General features: G+C 62.7%; 17 protein-coding genes. 8 read left to right on the top strand and 9 right to left on the bottom strand.

The window, feature by feature from the left end; all coding sequences use genetic code 11:
* Positions 1–6 precede the first annotated feature (6 nt).
* Positions 7–936 carry a hydroxymethylbilane synthase gene (hemC, locus tag AC1DYF_RS02455; RefSeq protein WP_477874881.1) on the bottom strand — a complete coding sequence of 310 codons (930 nt, stop codon included), beginning with the start codon at positions 934–936 and terminating at the stop codon, positions 7–9.
* A 43-nt stretch (positions 937–979) separates the two neighbouring features.
* Between hemC and tsaD the strand changes: the two genes are divergently transcribed.
* The 8 genes from tsaD to AC1DYF_RS02415 all read left to right on the top strand — a co-directional run bounded on the left by tsaD (position 980) and on the right by AC1DYF_RS02415 (position 7,602).
* A complete protein-coding gene (tsaD, locus tag AC1DYF_RS02450) occupies positions 980–2,101 on the top strand; it encodes a tRNA (adenosine(37)-N6)-threonylcarbamoyltransferase complex transferase subunit TsaD (RefSeq protein ID WP_477874879.1) in 1,122 nt (373 codons plus the stop codon).
* Positions 2,098–3,081: an NAD(P)H-dependent glycerol-3-phosphate dehydrogenase gene (locus AC1DYF_RS02445; RefSeq protein ID WP_477874877.1), complete on the top strand. Its 984-nt coding sequence runs from the start codon at positions 2,098–2,100 to the stop codon at positions 3,079–3,081. The genes tsaD and AC1DYF_RS02445 overlap by 4 nt, the downstream gene beginning before the upstream one ends.
* Before the next feature lie 11 nt (positions 3,082–3,092).
* Positions 3,093–3,389: a YciI-like protein gene (locus AC1DYF_RS02440; protein WP_477874875.1), complete on the top strand. Its 297-nt coding sequence runs from the start codon at positions 3,093–3,095 to the stop codon at positions 3,387–3,389.
* 2 nt (positions 3,390–3,391) lie between these two features.
* Positions 3,392–3,829, top strand: a complete 438-nt coding sequence (locus AC1DYF_RS02435; RefSeq protein WP_477874873.1) for an EVE domain-containing protein — start codon at positions 3,392–3,394, stop codon at positions 3,827–3,829.
* A complete protein-coding gene (locus tag AC1DYF_RS02430; protein ID WP_477874871.1) occupies positions 3,826–4,470 on the top strand; it encodes a class I SAM-dependent methyltransferase in 645 nt (214 codons plus the stop codon). Before AC1DYF_RS02435 ends, AC1DYF_RS02430 begins: the two co-directional genes overlap by 4 nt.
* Before the next feature lie 57 nt (positions 4,471–4,527).
* Positions 4,528–5,457: a cobaltochelatase CobT-related protein gene (locus AC1DYF_RS02425; RefSeq protein WP_477874869.1), complete on the top strand. Its 930-nt coding sequence runs from the start codon at positions 4,528–4,530 to the stop codon at positions 5,455–5,457.
* Between the two features lie 42 nt (positions 5,458–5,499).
* Entirely contained in the window at positions 5,500–6,438 is a 939-nt protein-coding gene (locus tag AC1DYF_RS02420; RefSeq protein WP_477874867.1) for a tyrosine recombinase XerC, read from the top strand.
* A 69-nt stretch (positions 6,439–6,507) separates the two neighbouring features.
* Positions 6,508–7,602 (top strand): TraB/GumN family protein, encoded by a 1,095-nt coding sequence (locus AC1DYF_RS02415; protein ID WP_477874865.1) that lies wholly within the window; start codon positions 6,508–6,510, stop codon positions 7,600–7,602.
* On the opposite strand, the gene AC1DYF_RS02410 is transcribed toward AC1DYF_RS02415, so the two are convergent.
* From AC1DYF_RS02410 to AC1DYF_RS02375, 8 genes are all read right to left on the bottom strand, one after another.
* The gene (locus tag AC1DYF_RS02410) at positions 7,578–8,090 is read right to left on the bottom strand and encodes a DUF2867 domain-containing protein (protein WP_477874863.1); all 513 of its coding nucleotides are present in this window, start codon (positions 8,088–8,090) and stop codon (positions 7,578–7,580) included. The genes AC1DYF_RS02415 and AC1DYF_RS02410 overlap by 25 nt on opposite strands.
* 156 nt (positions 8,091–8,246) lie before the next feature.
* On the bottom strand, positions 8,247–9,653 hold the full coding sequence (gene lpdA, locus AC1DYF_RS02405) for a dihydrolipoyl dehydrogenase (protein ID WP_477874861.1): 1,407 nt from the start codon (positions 9,651–9,653) through the stop codon (positions 8,247–8,249).
* A 24-nt stretch (positions 9,654–9,677) separates the two neighbouring features.
* The gene (locus AC1DYF_RS02400) at positions 9,678–10,430 is read right to left on the bottom strand and encodes an SDR family oxidoreductase (RefSeq protein WP_477874859.1); all 753 of its coding nucleotides are present in this window, start codon (positions 10,428–10,430) and stop codon (positions 9,678–9,680) included.
* Positions 10,427–10,924, bottom strand: a complete 498-nt coding sequence (locus AC1DYF_RS02395) for a hypothetical protein (protein WP_477874858.1) — start codon at positions 10,922–10,924, stop codon at positions 10,427–10,429. Before AC1DYF_RS02395 ends, AC1DYF_RS02400 begins: the two co-directional genes overlap by 4 nt.
* Positions 10,925–10,944: 20 nt before the next feature.
* The gene (locus AC1DYF_RS02390; RefSeq protein WP_477874856.1) at positions 10,945–11,364 is read right to left on the bottom strand and encodes a VOC family protein; all 420 of its coding nucleotides are present in this window, start codon (positions 11,362–11,364) and stop codon (positions 10,945–10,947) included.
* Positions 11,365–11,388: 24 nt separating this feature from the next.
* Positions 11,389–11,802: an MAPEG family protein gene (locus tag AC1DYF_RS02385; RefSeq protein ID WP_477874854.1), complete on the bottom strand. Its 414-nt coding sequence runs from the start codon at positions 11,800–11,802 to the stop codon at positions 11,389–11,391.
* Positions 11,803–11,854: 52 nt separating this feature from the next.
* Positions 11,855–13,075, bottom strand: coding sequence for a 2-oxoglutarate dehydrogenase complex dihydrolipoyllysine-residue succinyltransferase (gene odhB, locus AC1DYF_RS02380; protein WP_477874852.1), 1,221 nt, complete (start codon positions 13,073–13,075; stop codon positions 11,855–11,857).
* 90 nt (positions 13,076–13,165) lie between these two features.
* Positions 13,166–13,477, bottom strand: a complete 312-nt coding sequence (locus AC1DYF_RS02375) for a YciI family protein (RefSeq protein ID WP_477874850.1) — start codon at positions 13,475–13,477, stop codon at positions 13,166–13,168.
* Between the last annotated feature and the right edge of the window lie 7 nt (positions 13,478–13,484).

Raw genomic sequence — 13,484 nt, 5'->3', positions numbered from 1 at the left:
TGGCTCTCAACTCCAGAATTCGAAAAAGGATGAGCCTGCCGCATTGCGGATATCCGCTCCGGCGGTCAGGCCGATGGTACGGCATTGTGACGCCGGCCCGCGGGCTGCGATCGAATGATGCCTGGCGCCGTCGGGTGTCAGGATCATGCCCGAAAAGACGAGATCGTCGCCCTCGATCACCGCATAACCGGCGATCGGCGTACGGCATGAGCCGTCGAGCACTTCGAGAAAAGCCCGCTCGCAAGTGACCGCGGCGAAGGTGGGCGCGTGGTTGACGGCAGCAAACAATTCACCGACGCGACCATCGCCGGTCCGCGCTTCGACACAGATGGCGCCTTGCGCCGGCGCCGGCGGAAAAATCTCCGGGTCGAGAAGCTCGGTCGCCACCTCCGGCTTGCCGAGCCGCTTCAGGCCGGCATAAGCGAGCAAAGTGGCATCCGCTTCGCCGTCAGCCAGCTTCCTCAGTCGCGTATCGACCAGTCCGCGGAATATCTTGACGTTCAGGTCCGGCCTGAGCTTGCGCACCAGTGCCTGCCGTCGCAATGACGCAGTGCCGACCATGGCGCCTTCCGGCAGCTCCATCAGGCGCGGCGCGGCGCGGCCGATAAAGGCATCGCGAAAATCCTCGCGCGGCAGATAGGCGGCAATCTCAAGCCCTGCCGGCAGGATGGTCGCCATATCCTTGGAGGAATGCACGGCGAAATCGAGTTCGCCTGATTTCAGCTGTTCTTCCAGCTCGAAGGTGAACAGGCCCTTGCCGCCGATCTCGGCCAGCGAACGATCGGTGACGCGGTCGCCACGGGTCGAGAGCGGCACGACCTCGAATGCCTCTTCCGGCAGGCTATGGGCCGCCATCAGCCGGTCGCGCACCTCATGTGCTTGCTTGAGCGCGAGCGGACTGCCTCTTGTGCCGATCCTGAAAGGTTTTATATGCATCCGCAGAATCCACTATAATCGGCTTCCCACTATCCGTCTTTCCATGCTTCCGCAATCGGACAAAAGGGCTAACACCATTCCCACGCGCGTTCTCGGCATTGAAACCAGCTGCGACGAAACGGCCGCGGCCGTCGTCGAGCGCGCAGCCGATGGCAGCGGCCGGATCGTCGCCGATGTCGTGCTCTCCCAGCTCGACGAACATGCGGCCTATGGCGGCGTGGTGCCGGAGATCGCCGCCCGCGCCCATGTTGAGGCTCTCGATACGCTGATCGCTGAGGCTCTGGCTCGCGCGGGAACGACATTGGATGACATCGACGCGATCGCCGCCACCTCCGGTCCCGGCCTGATCGGCGGCCTGCTGGTCGGCCTGATGACCGGCAAGGCGATCGCCATGGCATCCGGCAAGCCGCTCTACGCGATCAACCATCTCGAAGGTCACGCGCTGACCGCGCGGCTGACGGATGGGCTTGCCTTCCCCTACCTGCTGCTGCTCGTCTCTGGCGGCCATACGCAGCTCATCCTCGTCAAGGGCGTCGGCGACTACGAGCGCTGGGGCACGACGATCGACGATGCGCTGGGCGAGGCCTTCGACAAAACCGCCAAACTGCTCGGCCTGCCCTATCCCGGCGGCCCGGCGGTCGAGAAGGCGGCGCGGGACGGCGACCCCGAGCGCTTCGTCTTCCCGCGGCCATTGGTGGGCGAAGCAAGACTCGATTTCTCCTTCTCCGGCCTGAAGACGGCGGTGCGGCAGGCGGCAGAATCGATCGCCCCGGTGACCGACAGGGACATTGCCGATATCTGCGCCTCCTTCCAGAATGCGGTGAGCCGCACGATGCGCGACCGTATCGGCCGCGGCTTGCAGCGTTTCCGCGAACGCTTTCCCGACGTCCGCGAGCGGGCGCTGGTCGTTGCCGGCGGCGTCGCCGCCAATCGCGAACTGCGCGGCACCCTGCAGGTAATTTCCGACAAATACGGCTTCCGTTTCATCGCTCCGCCGATGGCGCTCTGCACCGACAATGCCGCCATGATCGCCTGGGCCGGGCTGGAGCGGATGGCCGAAGGTTTTGGGCCCGACGATCTCACAGTTGCGCCGCGCTCACGCTGGCCGCTCGACCAGAATGCCGAAACGCTGCTGGGTTCCGGCAAACGCGGGGCCAAAGCATGAAGGAAAGCATTGTCATCGTCGGCTCCGGGGCTTTCGGCACGGCACTCACCGCCGCCGCTGCGATCTCCGACAATGCCGAGGTCACATTGCTCTGCCGCGACCCGGATCTTGCGCGCACCATGGCCGCAACGCATGTCAATGCCCGCAACCTGCCCGGCATCAGCCTACCGGACAATATACGCTACACGGCAGACGCGATGGTCCTTGAGGACGCTTCGGTGGTGCTCTTCGTCATGCCGAGCCAGATGCAAGGCGAAGCAGCACACCACCTCGCCGGCCATCTCCGCCAGCAGCAATCGATCGTCACCTGCGCCAAGGGCATCGACAAGATGACCGGCCGGCTGCTGACCGAGGTGCTGGAGGCGGAGCTACCCGGCCATTCGATCTCGGTGCTGTCGGGTCCCGGCTTCGCCGCCGATATCGCGCGCGGCCTGCCGACAGCCATGGTGATTGCCTCGCCCGAGCTCGACGAGGCCGAGCGTATCGCCAGGCTGATCTCCGGCCCCACCTTCCGGCTTTATCCGTCGGATGACCGCATCGGCGTGCAGCTCGGCGGCGCGCTTAAGAATGTTCTGGCGATCGCCTGCGGCATCGTCGAAGGCGCGGGGCTCGGCGATTCGGCACGCGCAGCGCTGATTTCGCGCGGGCTCGCCGAGATGTCGCGCTTCGTCGAAGCATTTGGCGGCAGATCGGAGACCGTGCGCGGCCTTTCCGGTCTTGGCGATCTCGTGCTGACCGCCACCAGCCACCAGTCGCGTAACCTGCGCTTCGGCATCGAGACCGGCCGCACCGGCCGTGCCACGCTTCCATCAGGCGAACTCGTGGAAGGCGCGCATGCCGCAGCCATCGCCGCACGGCTTTCGGCCGAACGCGGCATTGATATGCCGGTGACAAATGCGGTCGCTTCGATCATAGAAGGACAGCTTGATGTGAAGACCGCGATGGCGGCATTGATGTCCCGCCCCATCACCACCGAATGAAAGGAACGACCATGCTCTTCGCCTTCGTCTGCCAGGATAAACCCAATGCCCTGCAATTGCGGATGGATACACGACCGGTGCATGTCGAATGGCTGAACAAGATCAATGCCGAAGGCACGCTGGCTTTCGCCGGTCCCTTTCTGGATGCCGACAGCAAGCCGAATGGCAGCCTGGTGGTGGTGAAAGCCGAAAACCTGGAAGAGGCCAAGGCGATTTCCGCCGCCGACCCCTATGCCCAGGCCGGCCTGTTCGCCTCCGTCGATATCCGCCCGTGGAACTGGACCTTTAACAAGGCGGAAGGGTTCTGATCATGGCCGCCTATTGGCTGTTCAAATCCGAACCGTTCAAATTTTCCTGGCAAATGCTCAAGGACAAAGGCGAGGCCGGCCAGGAATGGGATGGTGTGCGCAACTACGCCGCCCGCAACAACATGCGCGCCATGAAGATCGGCGACAAAGGCTTCTTCTACCATTCCAACGAGGGCCTGGAGATCGTCGGCATCGCCGAGGTCTGCGCGCTGGCACATCCGGACTCCACCGCCGATGCCCCGACCTGGGAATGCGTTGACATCCGCGCCGTTGTTGACGTGCCGAAGCCGGTGACGCTGGATACGGTGAAGAACACGGCTTCGCTCTCCGAAATGGCGCTGGTCAAGCTCTCCCGCCTCTCCGTCCAACCGGTCACCGAGAAGGAATATCTCGAAATCTGCAGGATGGGTGGCCTGGAGAGCCCGCCGCTTTCTCCATGAAGACCGATCCGGTCCGCTTCATTCTCGACAACACCGCGATCATGACGCCGCCGCATGTGCCGGAAATCCGGCTGCATCTGGCCGACGAGGCGCATGACCTGTGGCTGAAAACCGAGGCGGAACTGGAGGAAATCGGCCTGCCGCCGCCCTTCTGGGCCTTCGCCTGGGCCGGTGGACAGGGGCTGGCGCGCTATATCCTTGATCATCCCGAGGCGGTAGCCGGCAAGCGTGTGCTCGATTTCGCCACCGGTTCGGGACTCCTCGCGATCGCGGCGGTCAAGGCAGGCGCAGGGTCGGTTCAGGCCATCGACATCGATCCCTGGACTGGTCACGCGGTCAGCCTGAACAGCCGGCTCAACCAGGTCGAGATCGCCTTTTCCAATGCCGACATCATCGGCACGACAATCGACGCCGATATCCTGCTGGCCGGCGACGTTTTCTACGACAAATCTTTCGCCGAGCGGCTGATCCCATGGTTTGAATCACTCGTCGAAACCGGCAAGACCGTCATCGTCGGCGATCCCGGCCGCAGCTATTGCCCGCGTCAGCGGATGCAGGCCCTTGCGACTTATGAGGTCTCGGTAACGCGGGCGCTGGAAGACGCCGAGGTCAAAAAGACGACCGTTTGGCGGTTTGCCTGAGCCGTAGATGCGGTTAACGATACCCAGATCAAAACAACGAATCCAAGGACTGACCGCATGGGGATCTTCGACGGCCTCATCCCGCAAAAGCCGTATCGTCCGCCGCCGCTGGAGCCCGGCACGCCGCCACAGTCCTATTCGGTTTTCACCCGCGAATTCGATGAAATCATCACCAGCGAAGACATCCAGCAAATTCTGACGCCGTCGCGTGACCTCATCAATGTCCGTTTCGATGCAGCGATCCAGGATTTTCAGCGACGCTTCCAGCGCGAGCGGCTGGAAATACTCGAATCCTCCCTGCCGTTGGTTCGTGCGCTCGTGGCGCATTATCCGCAGGCCGATCGCGAGCAGATGGTGGTCACACTGCTGATCGACCATTCCGCGGTGATGCGCGGGCTGAAAATGCTGTCGGCGCTAGTCGCGGTCGAATGTGCGATCTCGGTTCTCGACCAATGCAGCATCCGCTCGGAAATTCTCGGCTTCACGACGCGCGGTGTCGATGGCGGCCAATCACGCAAGAAATGGCGCAAAGCCCGCTCACCCGCCAATCCCGGCCGGCTCTGTGACCTCCGCCATGTCATCTACAAGTCCGCGGACCAGTCGACCGGCTGGCAGCGCAATCTCATCTTTGCCCTGCACCCCGACGTGCCCGGTGACAATATCGATGGCGAAGCGCTGGAATGGGCCGTCTCGCGACTGGAGAAAGGTGACTGGCAGAAGCGGGTCGTCTGCTTTCTCTCCAACGCGTCACCTTCCGACGAATCGGGGCTGGCGGAGAATGTCGATCCGCAACTTCTTCGCAATCACCTCACCCTGGCGGAAGAGGCCGCGCAAAAATCTGGTGTCGGTGTCGGCTATCTCCTCTTGACCGGCGAAGCGAGGGAGCGTGACTTCCGCTTTTCCGAAATCGGCATCGAGCCCGAATCGGCCGGCAAGGGCCTGTTGCGGCTCATCGGGAAGATGCTGTCGCCGATAACGGATCGCTAACCTTTCTCCGACACGATCGGGCACCGACCTGCGGAGACGCCCGTGAACGAAATCCTGATCATGGCCGACGAAAAGCTCCTGGCCGAGCGCCAGGTCTGGCTCGATTCGCTCTCCGGCGAACGGCGGCTGTCGGAACTCACGATCGAGGCCTATGAGCGCGATACGCGGCAATTCCTGCAATTCCTGGCAAAACACGCCGCCGGGCCGGCAAAGCTCTCCGACATCCGCGACTTGCGCCCCGCAGACCTGCGCGCCTTCCTCGCCAGCCGCCGCAAGGATGGCGCCGGCGCGCGCACCCTTGGCCGCGGTCTCGCCGGCCTGCGCTCTCTCCTGCGCCATCTGGAAAAGAAAGGCCTGGTGAACGCCGCGGGCGCCCGGGCCGTGCGCTCGCCAAAGCAGCCGAAAAGCCTGCCGAAACCACTCTCCGCCGAACAGGCGATCCTCGTCTCTTCCGACCACGGCCAGCTTGCCGAGGAGCCGTGGATCGCCGCGCGCAACGCCGCCCTGCTCGGTCTGCTCTACGGCTCGGGCTTGCGCATTTCCGAGGCGTTGTCGCTGAAGACGACAGATTTCCCGACCGGCACGGCGACGCTCCGGATCACCGGCAAAGGCAACAAGACCCGCATCGTGCCACTGCTGGCCGCGGCTCTGGAGGGCGTCGAAGCCTATATCCGCCTCTGCCCCTATCCGATCGCTGGGGATACGCCGCTTTTCCTCGGCGCCCGCGGTGGGCCGTTGCAGCCGGCGATCATCCAGCGGGAAATGCAGAAGATGCGCTCGGGGCTCGGCCTGCCGGACACGGCGACGCCGCATGCGCTCAGGCACTCCTTCGCCACGCACCTGCTCTCCGCCGGCGGCGATCTGCGCGCCATCCAGGAATTGCTTGGTCATGCCAGTCTGTCGACGACGCAGGTCTATACCGGCGTCGACGCCGCGCGCCTGCTCGACGCCTTCGAGCGCGCCCATCCGCGTGCCGGTTAACCATAGTTATTAATGAAAATGAGAAGCTGAGCCGTTATCGTTCCGGCCACGTTAACGACAAGGTTGGACATGACGCTCGCATCGCTCTCCTCCGCCGACCGGCTCTCCCCGTCCAAGCTTGACCGCATGGCGAGTGGATTGACCTATGCTCTCATCCTCATTCATTTCCTGGCGCTGATGTCCGTCGCCTTCATCCTCTTCTCGCCGCCGGCACATGCCGACGAGGACGCAAGCTGTGGCGCCCGCGATCGGGTGGCCGATCTTGAGAAGAGCGATCCGGCTGCTTACGAAAAATTGAAGGCCGAGGGCGAAAAGGTCAAGAATTCCACCCATCGCTTCTGGAAAATGGAAAAAGCCGGCCAGCCGACCGACTGGCTGCTCGGCACCATGCATGTCGCCGACCCGCGCGTCACCGATCTGCCGCCGGAAGCCAAGGCAGCCTATGCAAGCGCCAAGACGATCATCCTCGAATCCGACGAAATTCTCGACGCGAAGAAGGCATCGCTGAAATTGTTCGCCCAACCGGGCCTGATGATGTTCACCGATGCGAAGACGCTGATCGACTATCTCTCGCCCGATGACCAGAAGGTGCTGGAAAAGGCGCTGATGGGCCGCGGCATTCCGCTCGGCTCGGTGGTCAAGATGAAGCCTTATATCCTGACCTCGATGGTGGCTTTGTCGACCTGCGAAATCTCCCGCAAGAACAAGGGTGTGCCCTTCCTCGACCAGAAATTGGCCGTCGAAGCCCAGGCCGCGGGCAAGGAGGTGAAGGGCGTCGAAACCCTGCAGGAACAGCTCGAAGCCATGGCCAGCATGCCGGTCGAATTCCATGTCCGATCGCTGATGAGCACTGTGCGCTATCCCGACTATACCCGCGACATGATGGAGACGACGATCAAGCTCTATCTGCGCAGCCAGATCGGCATGATCTTCCCTGCCGGCGCCTATTTTGCGCCGGAAAAGAAGGAGAGCGATTTCAAGGACATGAATGAGTTCGAGAATCGCATCGTTACACAGCGCAATCACCACATGGCTGACCGGGCCGAGCCTATGCTTGCCAAGGGCGATGTGTTCATGGCCGTCGGCGCCCTGCACCTGATCGGCGACCAGGGGCTCGTCGAACTGTTCAGGGCAAAGGGCTATACCGTCACGCCGGTCGACTGACTCACGGCAAGTCTCCTGCCGAGATTCATCAATGTCGTCTTGACAATCAGTTTGTGAAATGGCGTCACAAACGCGATGTAGATCCTGCCAAGCAGTATCTTGCGGCGAACGAGCGTGGTCGCGCTGACAATCTTGCGGCCATGTCCCGCATCCCGGACGTGCATGACAATACGAAAATCCAGGTGTCGGTCATCGAAGCCGAGCACGACCTCGTCGTCGGCACGGCTGACGACGGGAAAAATCCCGATCATCTCGATCTCGTCGGTCGGCTGATCCGTAGCCGCCTTCAATCCGACGACACCGACCGCCGCATTGCGCAACTGCATCAGCAACCGGACCCACAGCGGGAAGCGGCCGATCGCCATCCGCGTCGCATCGATTGCCGACAAGACATCCGCCCGAATCTCTATCTCATAGCAGTCTGCCCAATCGGCCGCTGGCAGGGCCGGATTCGGCAAGTGCGGTGTGGTCGAGACCGGCTTTTCCATGGGCAAAACCCCTTGATCGGATCGGCACACTCTAACTGATTGGCGAAGGCAAGGGCAGTCATTTCAATGGCTGCGGCAAATCGTGCGGCGATAGGCCGAAATGGAAAGAGCGCCGCTGTTCCCATCGCGGCGCCCCTGGAAATATTCCTGGACCAATCAGATATGGATCGGCTTGAAGAAAGTCGCGAGTGCGGCTTCCTTCACCGCTTCCGACATCGTCGGATGCGCATGCGTGGTGCGGCCGAGATCCTCCGACGAGCCGCCGAATTCCATCAGCACCGTCGCCTCATGGATCATCTCGCCGGCACCGAAGCCGACGATATGGGCGCCCAGAACCCGATCCGTCGCCTGATCGGCGAGGATTTTGACGAAACCTTCCGTCGCTTCCATGGCGCGGGCGCGACCATTGGCGGTGAAGGGGAATTTGCCGACCTTGTAGGCCACGCCTTCTTTCTTCAACTCTTCCTCGGTCTTGCCGACCGAAGCCACTTCCGGCTGGGTGTAGACGACGCTCGGAATGGCATTGTAGTTCACATGCCCATGCTGGCCGGCCATGATCTCGGCCACGGCCACGCCCTCGTCTTCGGCCTTGTGTGCCAGCATCGGCCCGCGCACCACGTCGCCGATGGCATAGACGCCAGGCACATTGGTGCGGAAATGGTCGTCGATCTCGACCCGGCCACGATTGTCGACCGCTACCCCGGCTTCAGCCAAGCCGAGGTTATCTGCATAAGGCCTGCGGCCGGTGGCGATCAGCACGACATCAGCTTCCAGCGTCGCGGCAGCGCCGCCCTTGACCGGCTCGAAAGTCACTTTGGCGCCCTTGGCGCTCTTTTCGACACCCGTCACCTTGGCGCCGAGCTTGAAGTCCAGGCCCTGCTTGGCCAACATGCGCTGGAACTGCCGCGACACTTCGCCATCCATGCCGCCGAGGATCGCATCGAGATATTCGACCACGGTAACCTTGGCGCCCAGCCGGCTCCAGACCGAGCCGAGTTCGAGGCCGATGACACCGCCGCCGACCACGATCAGGTGTTCCGGCACCTTTTCCAGCGCAATGCCACCGGTCGAGGAGATGATCACCTTCTCGTCGATATCGACCTTGACGCCCGGAATGCCGGCGACGTCGGAGCCGGTGGCGATGACGATGTTCTTCGTCTCCAGCACCTGCGTCTCGCCGTTGTCGGCAGTCACCGAGACCTTGCCCTGGCCGAGCACCTTGCCGGTACCCTGGAAGGCATCGATCTTGTTCTTCTTGAACAGGAAAGCGACGCCGTCGACATTCGATTTCACCACGGCATCCTTGTGCGCCATCATCTTGTCGAGGCTGAGGCTCACGCCGGAAAGCTCGATGCCGAGGCTCTGCATGCCATGGTGCGCATGCGCATAGAGTTCGGAGGCATGCAGCAGCGCCTTGGACGGGATGCAGCCGATATTGAGGCAGGTGCCGCCGAACGTGGCGCGCTTCTCGACCACAGCGGTCTTCAGGCCGAGCTGAGCCGCCTTGATGGCGCAGACATAGCCGCCAGGGCCGGATCCGATAACGATGACGTCGTATGACATGGAAAATCCCTTCGCTTCCGGCGGTTAGCGTCCGCCGCTGACATTCAGTAGGGCGCCGGTAATGTAGGACGCCTGGTTGGAGAGTAGATAGGTGACCGCATCGGCGACTTCATCGGCCGTGCCTGCCCGCTTCATCGGAATGTCGGGACCGGCCTGGCGCGGCCGATCCGGCAGGCTGCCGGAGGCGTGAATCTCGGTGTCGATAATGCCTGGGCGCACCGCATTGACACGGATGCCTTCGGTCGCCACTTCCTTGGCAAGCCCGATCGTCAGCGTATCGATCGCGCCCTTGGAGGCGGCATAGTCAACATAAACATTCGGGCCGCCGATCACGGCAGCCATCGAGGAATTATTGATGATCACGCCGCCACGACCGCCATGGCGCGTCGACATGCGCTTCACCGCCTCGCCGGCGACGCGGATCGCACCCAGCACATTGATGTTGAACATCCGCTCCAGCCGCGCCCAGCCCATCTCGTCGACGCGGGCGACGGTATCGACCACGCCGGCATTGTTGAACACGCCGTCGAGCCGGCCGAATTCACGGTCGACGGCAGCATAGATCGCCATCACGCCTTCCTCGCTGCCGGTATCGCCCTGGACGATCTTCGCCAAACCGCCCGCGGCGATGATCTCGTCGGCAAGCGCGCGGGCCGCCGCTTCGTTCGAGACATAATTGATCATCAACTGCCAGCCCAGGCTAGCAGCCTTGCGGCAGACGGCAGCACCGATGCCGCGGCTGCCGCCGGTGACGAGAAGAACGCGATCGTCGCTCATGAGCACCCTTTCAAGGCTAGTACATCCCAAGGTACGACCGTGGCCTTGATCTTCTTCCAGGCATCGGACGCCTGCAGAGCCGGCCCGAATCCGGGCAACAGAATTTCCGGAGCCGCCTTGGCGCCCTGCTGCGGCAGGAGTTGCAGCTTGCCCTGGTCATTGCCATAGATCACGCCTTGCCACACCGTGCAGGCGGCAAGGTCAGCACCCGTCACATCGCCGTCGGGGCAATTGTAGAACAGCATTCCGTTGGTGCGCTCGACCGTGTCCGACGGCATGACATAGCCGTCGAGCACTGCACCGCCTTGTTTCACCTTCACGCTGAACCGATGCGTCGAGGATGAGGAGGCGAGGTCGACCGGTTCGAAGGTCAGCGTATAGGCACCCTTGGAATCCGCATAGATGGCGTGCTCTTGCGGGCATTCGGCAGCCATCGCCGGCAACATGCCGCACGCGAGAAAAGCAACAATGGCAAAGGGCCGAAACATTACCATTTTGGCTCCGCCGGCATGGCTCAGCTCCCGATCGCTGCGTTGAAAGCCCAGACGTGGCCATAGGGATCTGCGATACGGGCGTAACGCGCGCCCCAGAACATATCGCCCGGCTCCATGATCGAGGTCGCGCCGGCCGCAACGGCACGGGCAAAGGCGGCGTCCAGTTCGGCTGCCGATTTCATGTTGATGTTGATCGCGAAACTCGTGCCACCCAGCGTCGCCGGCGCACGCACCGTGCTTTCATGCTCGGGGAATTCGTCATGCAGCATGACCTCGCCGCCATAAATGGCAAGATTGGCATGCATGACGCGCTGGCCATCGTCATGCAGCTTGAAGAACGTATTCTCCGCACCGAGCGCCCGCTTATAGAATTCGATCGCCTCGACGCCGTCGCTGACGCAGATATGCGCCTGGATGGCCGGAATGTTTTCGAATGCCATGTCTTCCTCCTGCCGGATGGTGGACTAGAAAAGCACGCTAAGAAACATGATGAGCAGGCCGAGCATCGAGACGAGCCAGACCAGTGAGCGGATATAGGGAATGCCCGCGAGATAAAGCGGGATGTAGGCGATGCGGGCGACAAACCAGGTGAGCGCCCCGGCATGTCCCCAAGCCGAGGCCGGATGGGTGATGGCAAGCGCCAGCGCCAGACCGACAAAAGCGGGATAACTTTCGCGAAAATTCTGCGAGGCGCGATCCGCCCGGCCGGCAAATGCACCCTTCACCGGTCTCCGGTCGTCTCGCGGCCCGGCATTCCAGTCGGAACCGAGTTCATGCGTCGCCAGATTGGCCTGCAGCATGATGTGAACGACGAGCAGCATAACGCTCCACGCGACAAGCACGGGAAATGTCGTAAACACGAAGACGTTCATGGCCACTCTTTCACGAGGAGGACGCGGGGAATCCCGCGCCCTTGCCGGCATCTGCCGATCAGAGATCGAGAACCAGGCGTTCCGGATCTTCGAGGCTCTCCTTGACGCGAACGAGGAAGGTCACCGCCTCCTTGCCGTCGACGATGCGGTGGTCATAGGAGAGCGCCAGATACATCATCGGCCGGATCACCACCTGGCCGCCGATCGCCATCGGCCGCTCCTGGATCTTGTGCATGCCGAGAATGCCCGACTGCGGCGCATTGAGGATCGGCGAAGACATCAGCGAGCCGTAAACACCACCATTGGAAATGGTGAAGGTGCCGCCCTGCATGTCGGCCATGGAGAGCGCGCCATCGCGCGCTGCCTTGCCGAGCCGGCCGATTTCCTTTTCGATCTCGGCAATGCCCATCTGGTCGGCATCACGCACGACCGGAACGACGAGGCCCTTGTCGGTGCCGACGGCGACGCCGACATGGCAATAGTTCTTGTAGATGATGTCGGTGCCGTCGATCTCGGCATTGACCGCCGGGATTTCCTTCAGCGCATGCGTGCAGGCCTTGGTGAAGAAGCCCATGAAGCCGAGCTTGACGCCATGCTTCTTCTCGAACAGGTCCTTGTACTTGTTGCGCAGGCTCATCACCGCCGTCATGTCCACCTCGTTATAGGTGGTGAGCATGGCGGCGCTGTTCTGCGCGTCCTTGAGGCGCTTGGCGATGGTCTGGCGCAGACGGGTCATCTTGACGCGCTCTTCGCGGACCTGATCGTCGGCCGAGGATGGCGCACGCACCTGGACGGGCGCCGGTGCAGGCGCTGCAGCGGCGGCCGGCTTGGCGATCGCCGCGAGCACATCTTCCTTCAGCACCTGGCCCCGCTTGCCGGAACCGTCGACGGAGGAAACGGCGATGTTATTGTCCGCGGCCACCTTGGCGGCGGCCGGCGAGGCGGGCATCGCGCTTGGGGCCGGCGGCGCAGCCGGGGCCGGAGCCGCCGGAGCAGGCGCTTCGGCCTTGGCGGCGGGTGCGGCCGCAGCCGGTTGGGCGCCGCCTTCGGAGATCTGGCCAAGCAGACCGCCCGGCTCGACCGTGTCGCCCTGCTTGACGGTGATTTCGGAGAGCACACCGGAAGCCGGCGCCGGCACTTCCACCGTCACCTTGTCGGTTTCCAGCTCGAGAAGGATTTCATCGGCCTTGACGGCCTCGCCGGCCTTCTTGAACCAGGTGCCGACGGTGGCTTCGCTGACGGATTCGCCCAATGTCGGGACGCGGATTTCGGTTGCCATGGGATCTAGTCCTGAATGTTGACTTGTGTTGGTCGTTCGGGTCGGTTGAGAGCAAAGCGAGCTTGCCTAGGACGGCAAAGCGGGCTTTGCCTAGAGGTCGTCGATATCGCGGATGATCAGGGAGGGCATGTTGGAGACTTCGTAGCGAAAGCCGAGATTGGCCATCGCCACGGGATCGGCGGCGGCCAATGCCTCGGCCTCCGCCTCGTTTTCGGTTTCCACGATGGCAATTCCATAGGCCCCCTTCGGATCGAAGACCGGGCCGACGACAACGGCGCGCTGATCCTCAGCGAGCCGGCGCCAATATTTGGAATGCTCCGTCATCGCGCTCTTTTCCACTTCGTTCATGTCGAAGGGAAAGGTCGCGCGCGGCGGCAGAAGCTTCAGGTGGAAATAGCCCATCGCTTCC

It is taken from the genome of Rhizobium sp. P2_G9 (assembly GCF_056403475.1).
Note: the sequence above shows the minus strand (reverse complement) of the source record. Positions and strands in the feature narration are given on the sequence as shown.

What these genes read in the sequence shown, in the direction of transcription:
- lpdA (WP_477874861.1), bottom strand. Translation starts at nt 9,653, where the DNA reads ATGTCATACGACGTCATCGTTATCGGATCCGGCCCTGGCGGCTATGTC.
- AC1DYF_RS02415 (WP_477874865.1), top strand. Translation starts at nt 6,508, where the DNA reads ATGACGCTCGCATCGCTCTCCTCCGCCGACCGGCTCTCCCCGTCCAAG.
- tsaD (WP_477874879.1), top strand. Translation starts at nt 980, where the DNA reads ATGCTTCCGCAATCGGACAAAAGGGCTAACACCATTCCCACGCGCGTT.
- AC1DYF_RS02395 (WP_477874858.1), bottom strand. Translation starts at nt 10,924, where the DNA reads ATGGTAATGTTTCGGCCCTTTGCCATTGTTGCTTTTCTCGCGTGCGGC.
- AC1DYF_RS02435 (WP_477874873.1), top strand. Translation starts at nt 3,392, where the DNA reads ATGGCCGCCTATTGGCTGTTCAAATCCGAACCGTTCAAATTTTCCTGG.
- AC1DYF_RS02445 (WP_477874877.1), top strand. Translation starts at nt 2,098, where the DNA reads ATGAAGGAAAGCATTGTCATCGTCGGCTCCGGGGCTTTCGGCACGGCA.
- AC1DYF_RS02440 (WP_477874875.1), top strand. Translation starts at nt 3,093, where the DNA reads ATGCTCTTCGCCTTCGTCTGCCAGGATAAACCCAATGCCCTGCAATTG.
- AC1DYF_RS02410 (WP_477874863.1), bottom strand. Translation starts at nt 8,090, where the DNA reads ATGGAAAAGCCGGTCTCGACCACACCGCACTTGCCGAATCCGGCCCTG.
- AC1DYF_RS02430 (WP_477874871.1), top strand. Translation starts at nt 3,826, where the DNA reads ATGAAGACCGATCCGGTCCGCTTCATTCTCGACAACACCGCGATCATG.
- AC1DYF_RS02375 (WP_477874850.1), bottom strand. Translation starts at nt 13,477, where the DNA reads ATGGGCTATTTCCACCTGAAGCTTCTGCCGCCGCGCGCGACCTTTCCC.
- AC1DYF_RS02400 (WP_477874859.1), bottom strand. Translation starts at nt 10,430, where the DNA reads ATGAGCGACGATCGCGTTCTTCTCGTCACCGGCGGCAGCCGCGGCATC.
- odhB (WP_477874852.1), bottom strand. Translation starts at nt 13,075, where the DNA reads ATGGCAACCGAAATCCGCGTCCCGACATTGGGCGAATCCGTCAGCGAA.
- AC1DYF_RS02425 (WP_477874869.1), top strand. Translation starts at nt 4,528, where the DNA reads ATGGGGATCTTCGACGGCCTCATCCCGCAAAAGCCGTATCGTCCGCCG.
- hemC (WP_477874881.1), bottom strand. Translation starts at nt 936, where the DNA reads ATGCATATAAAACCTTTCAGGATCGGCACAAGAGGCAGTCCGCTCGCG.
- AC1DYF_RS02390 (WP_477874856.1), bottom strand. Translation starts at nt 11,364, where the DNA reads ATGGCATTCGAAAACATTCCGGCCATCCAGGCGCATATCTGCGTCAGC.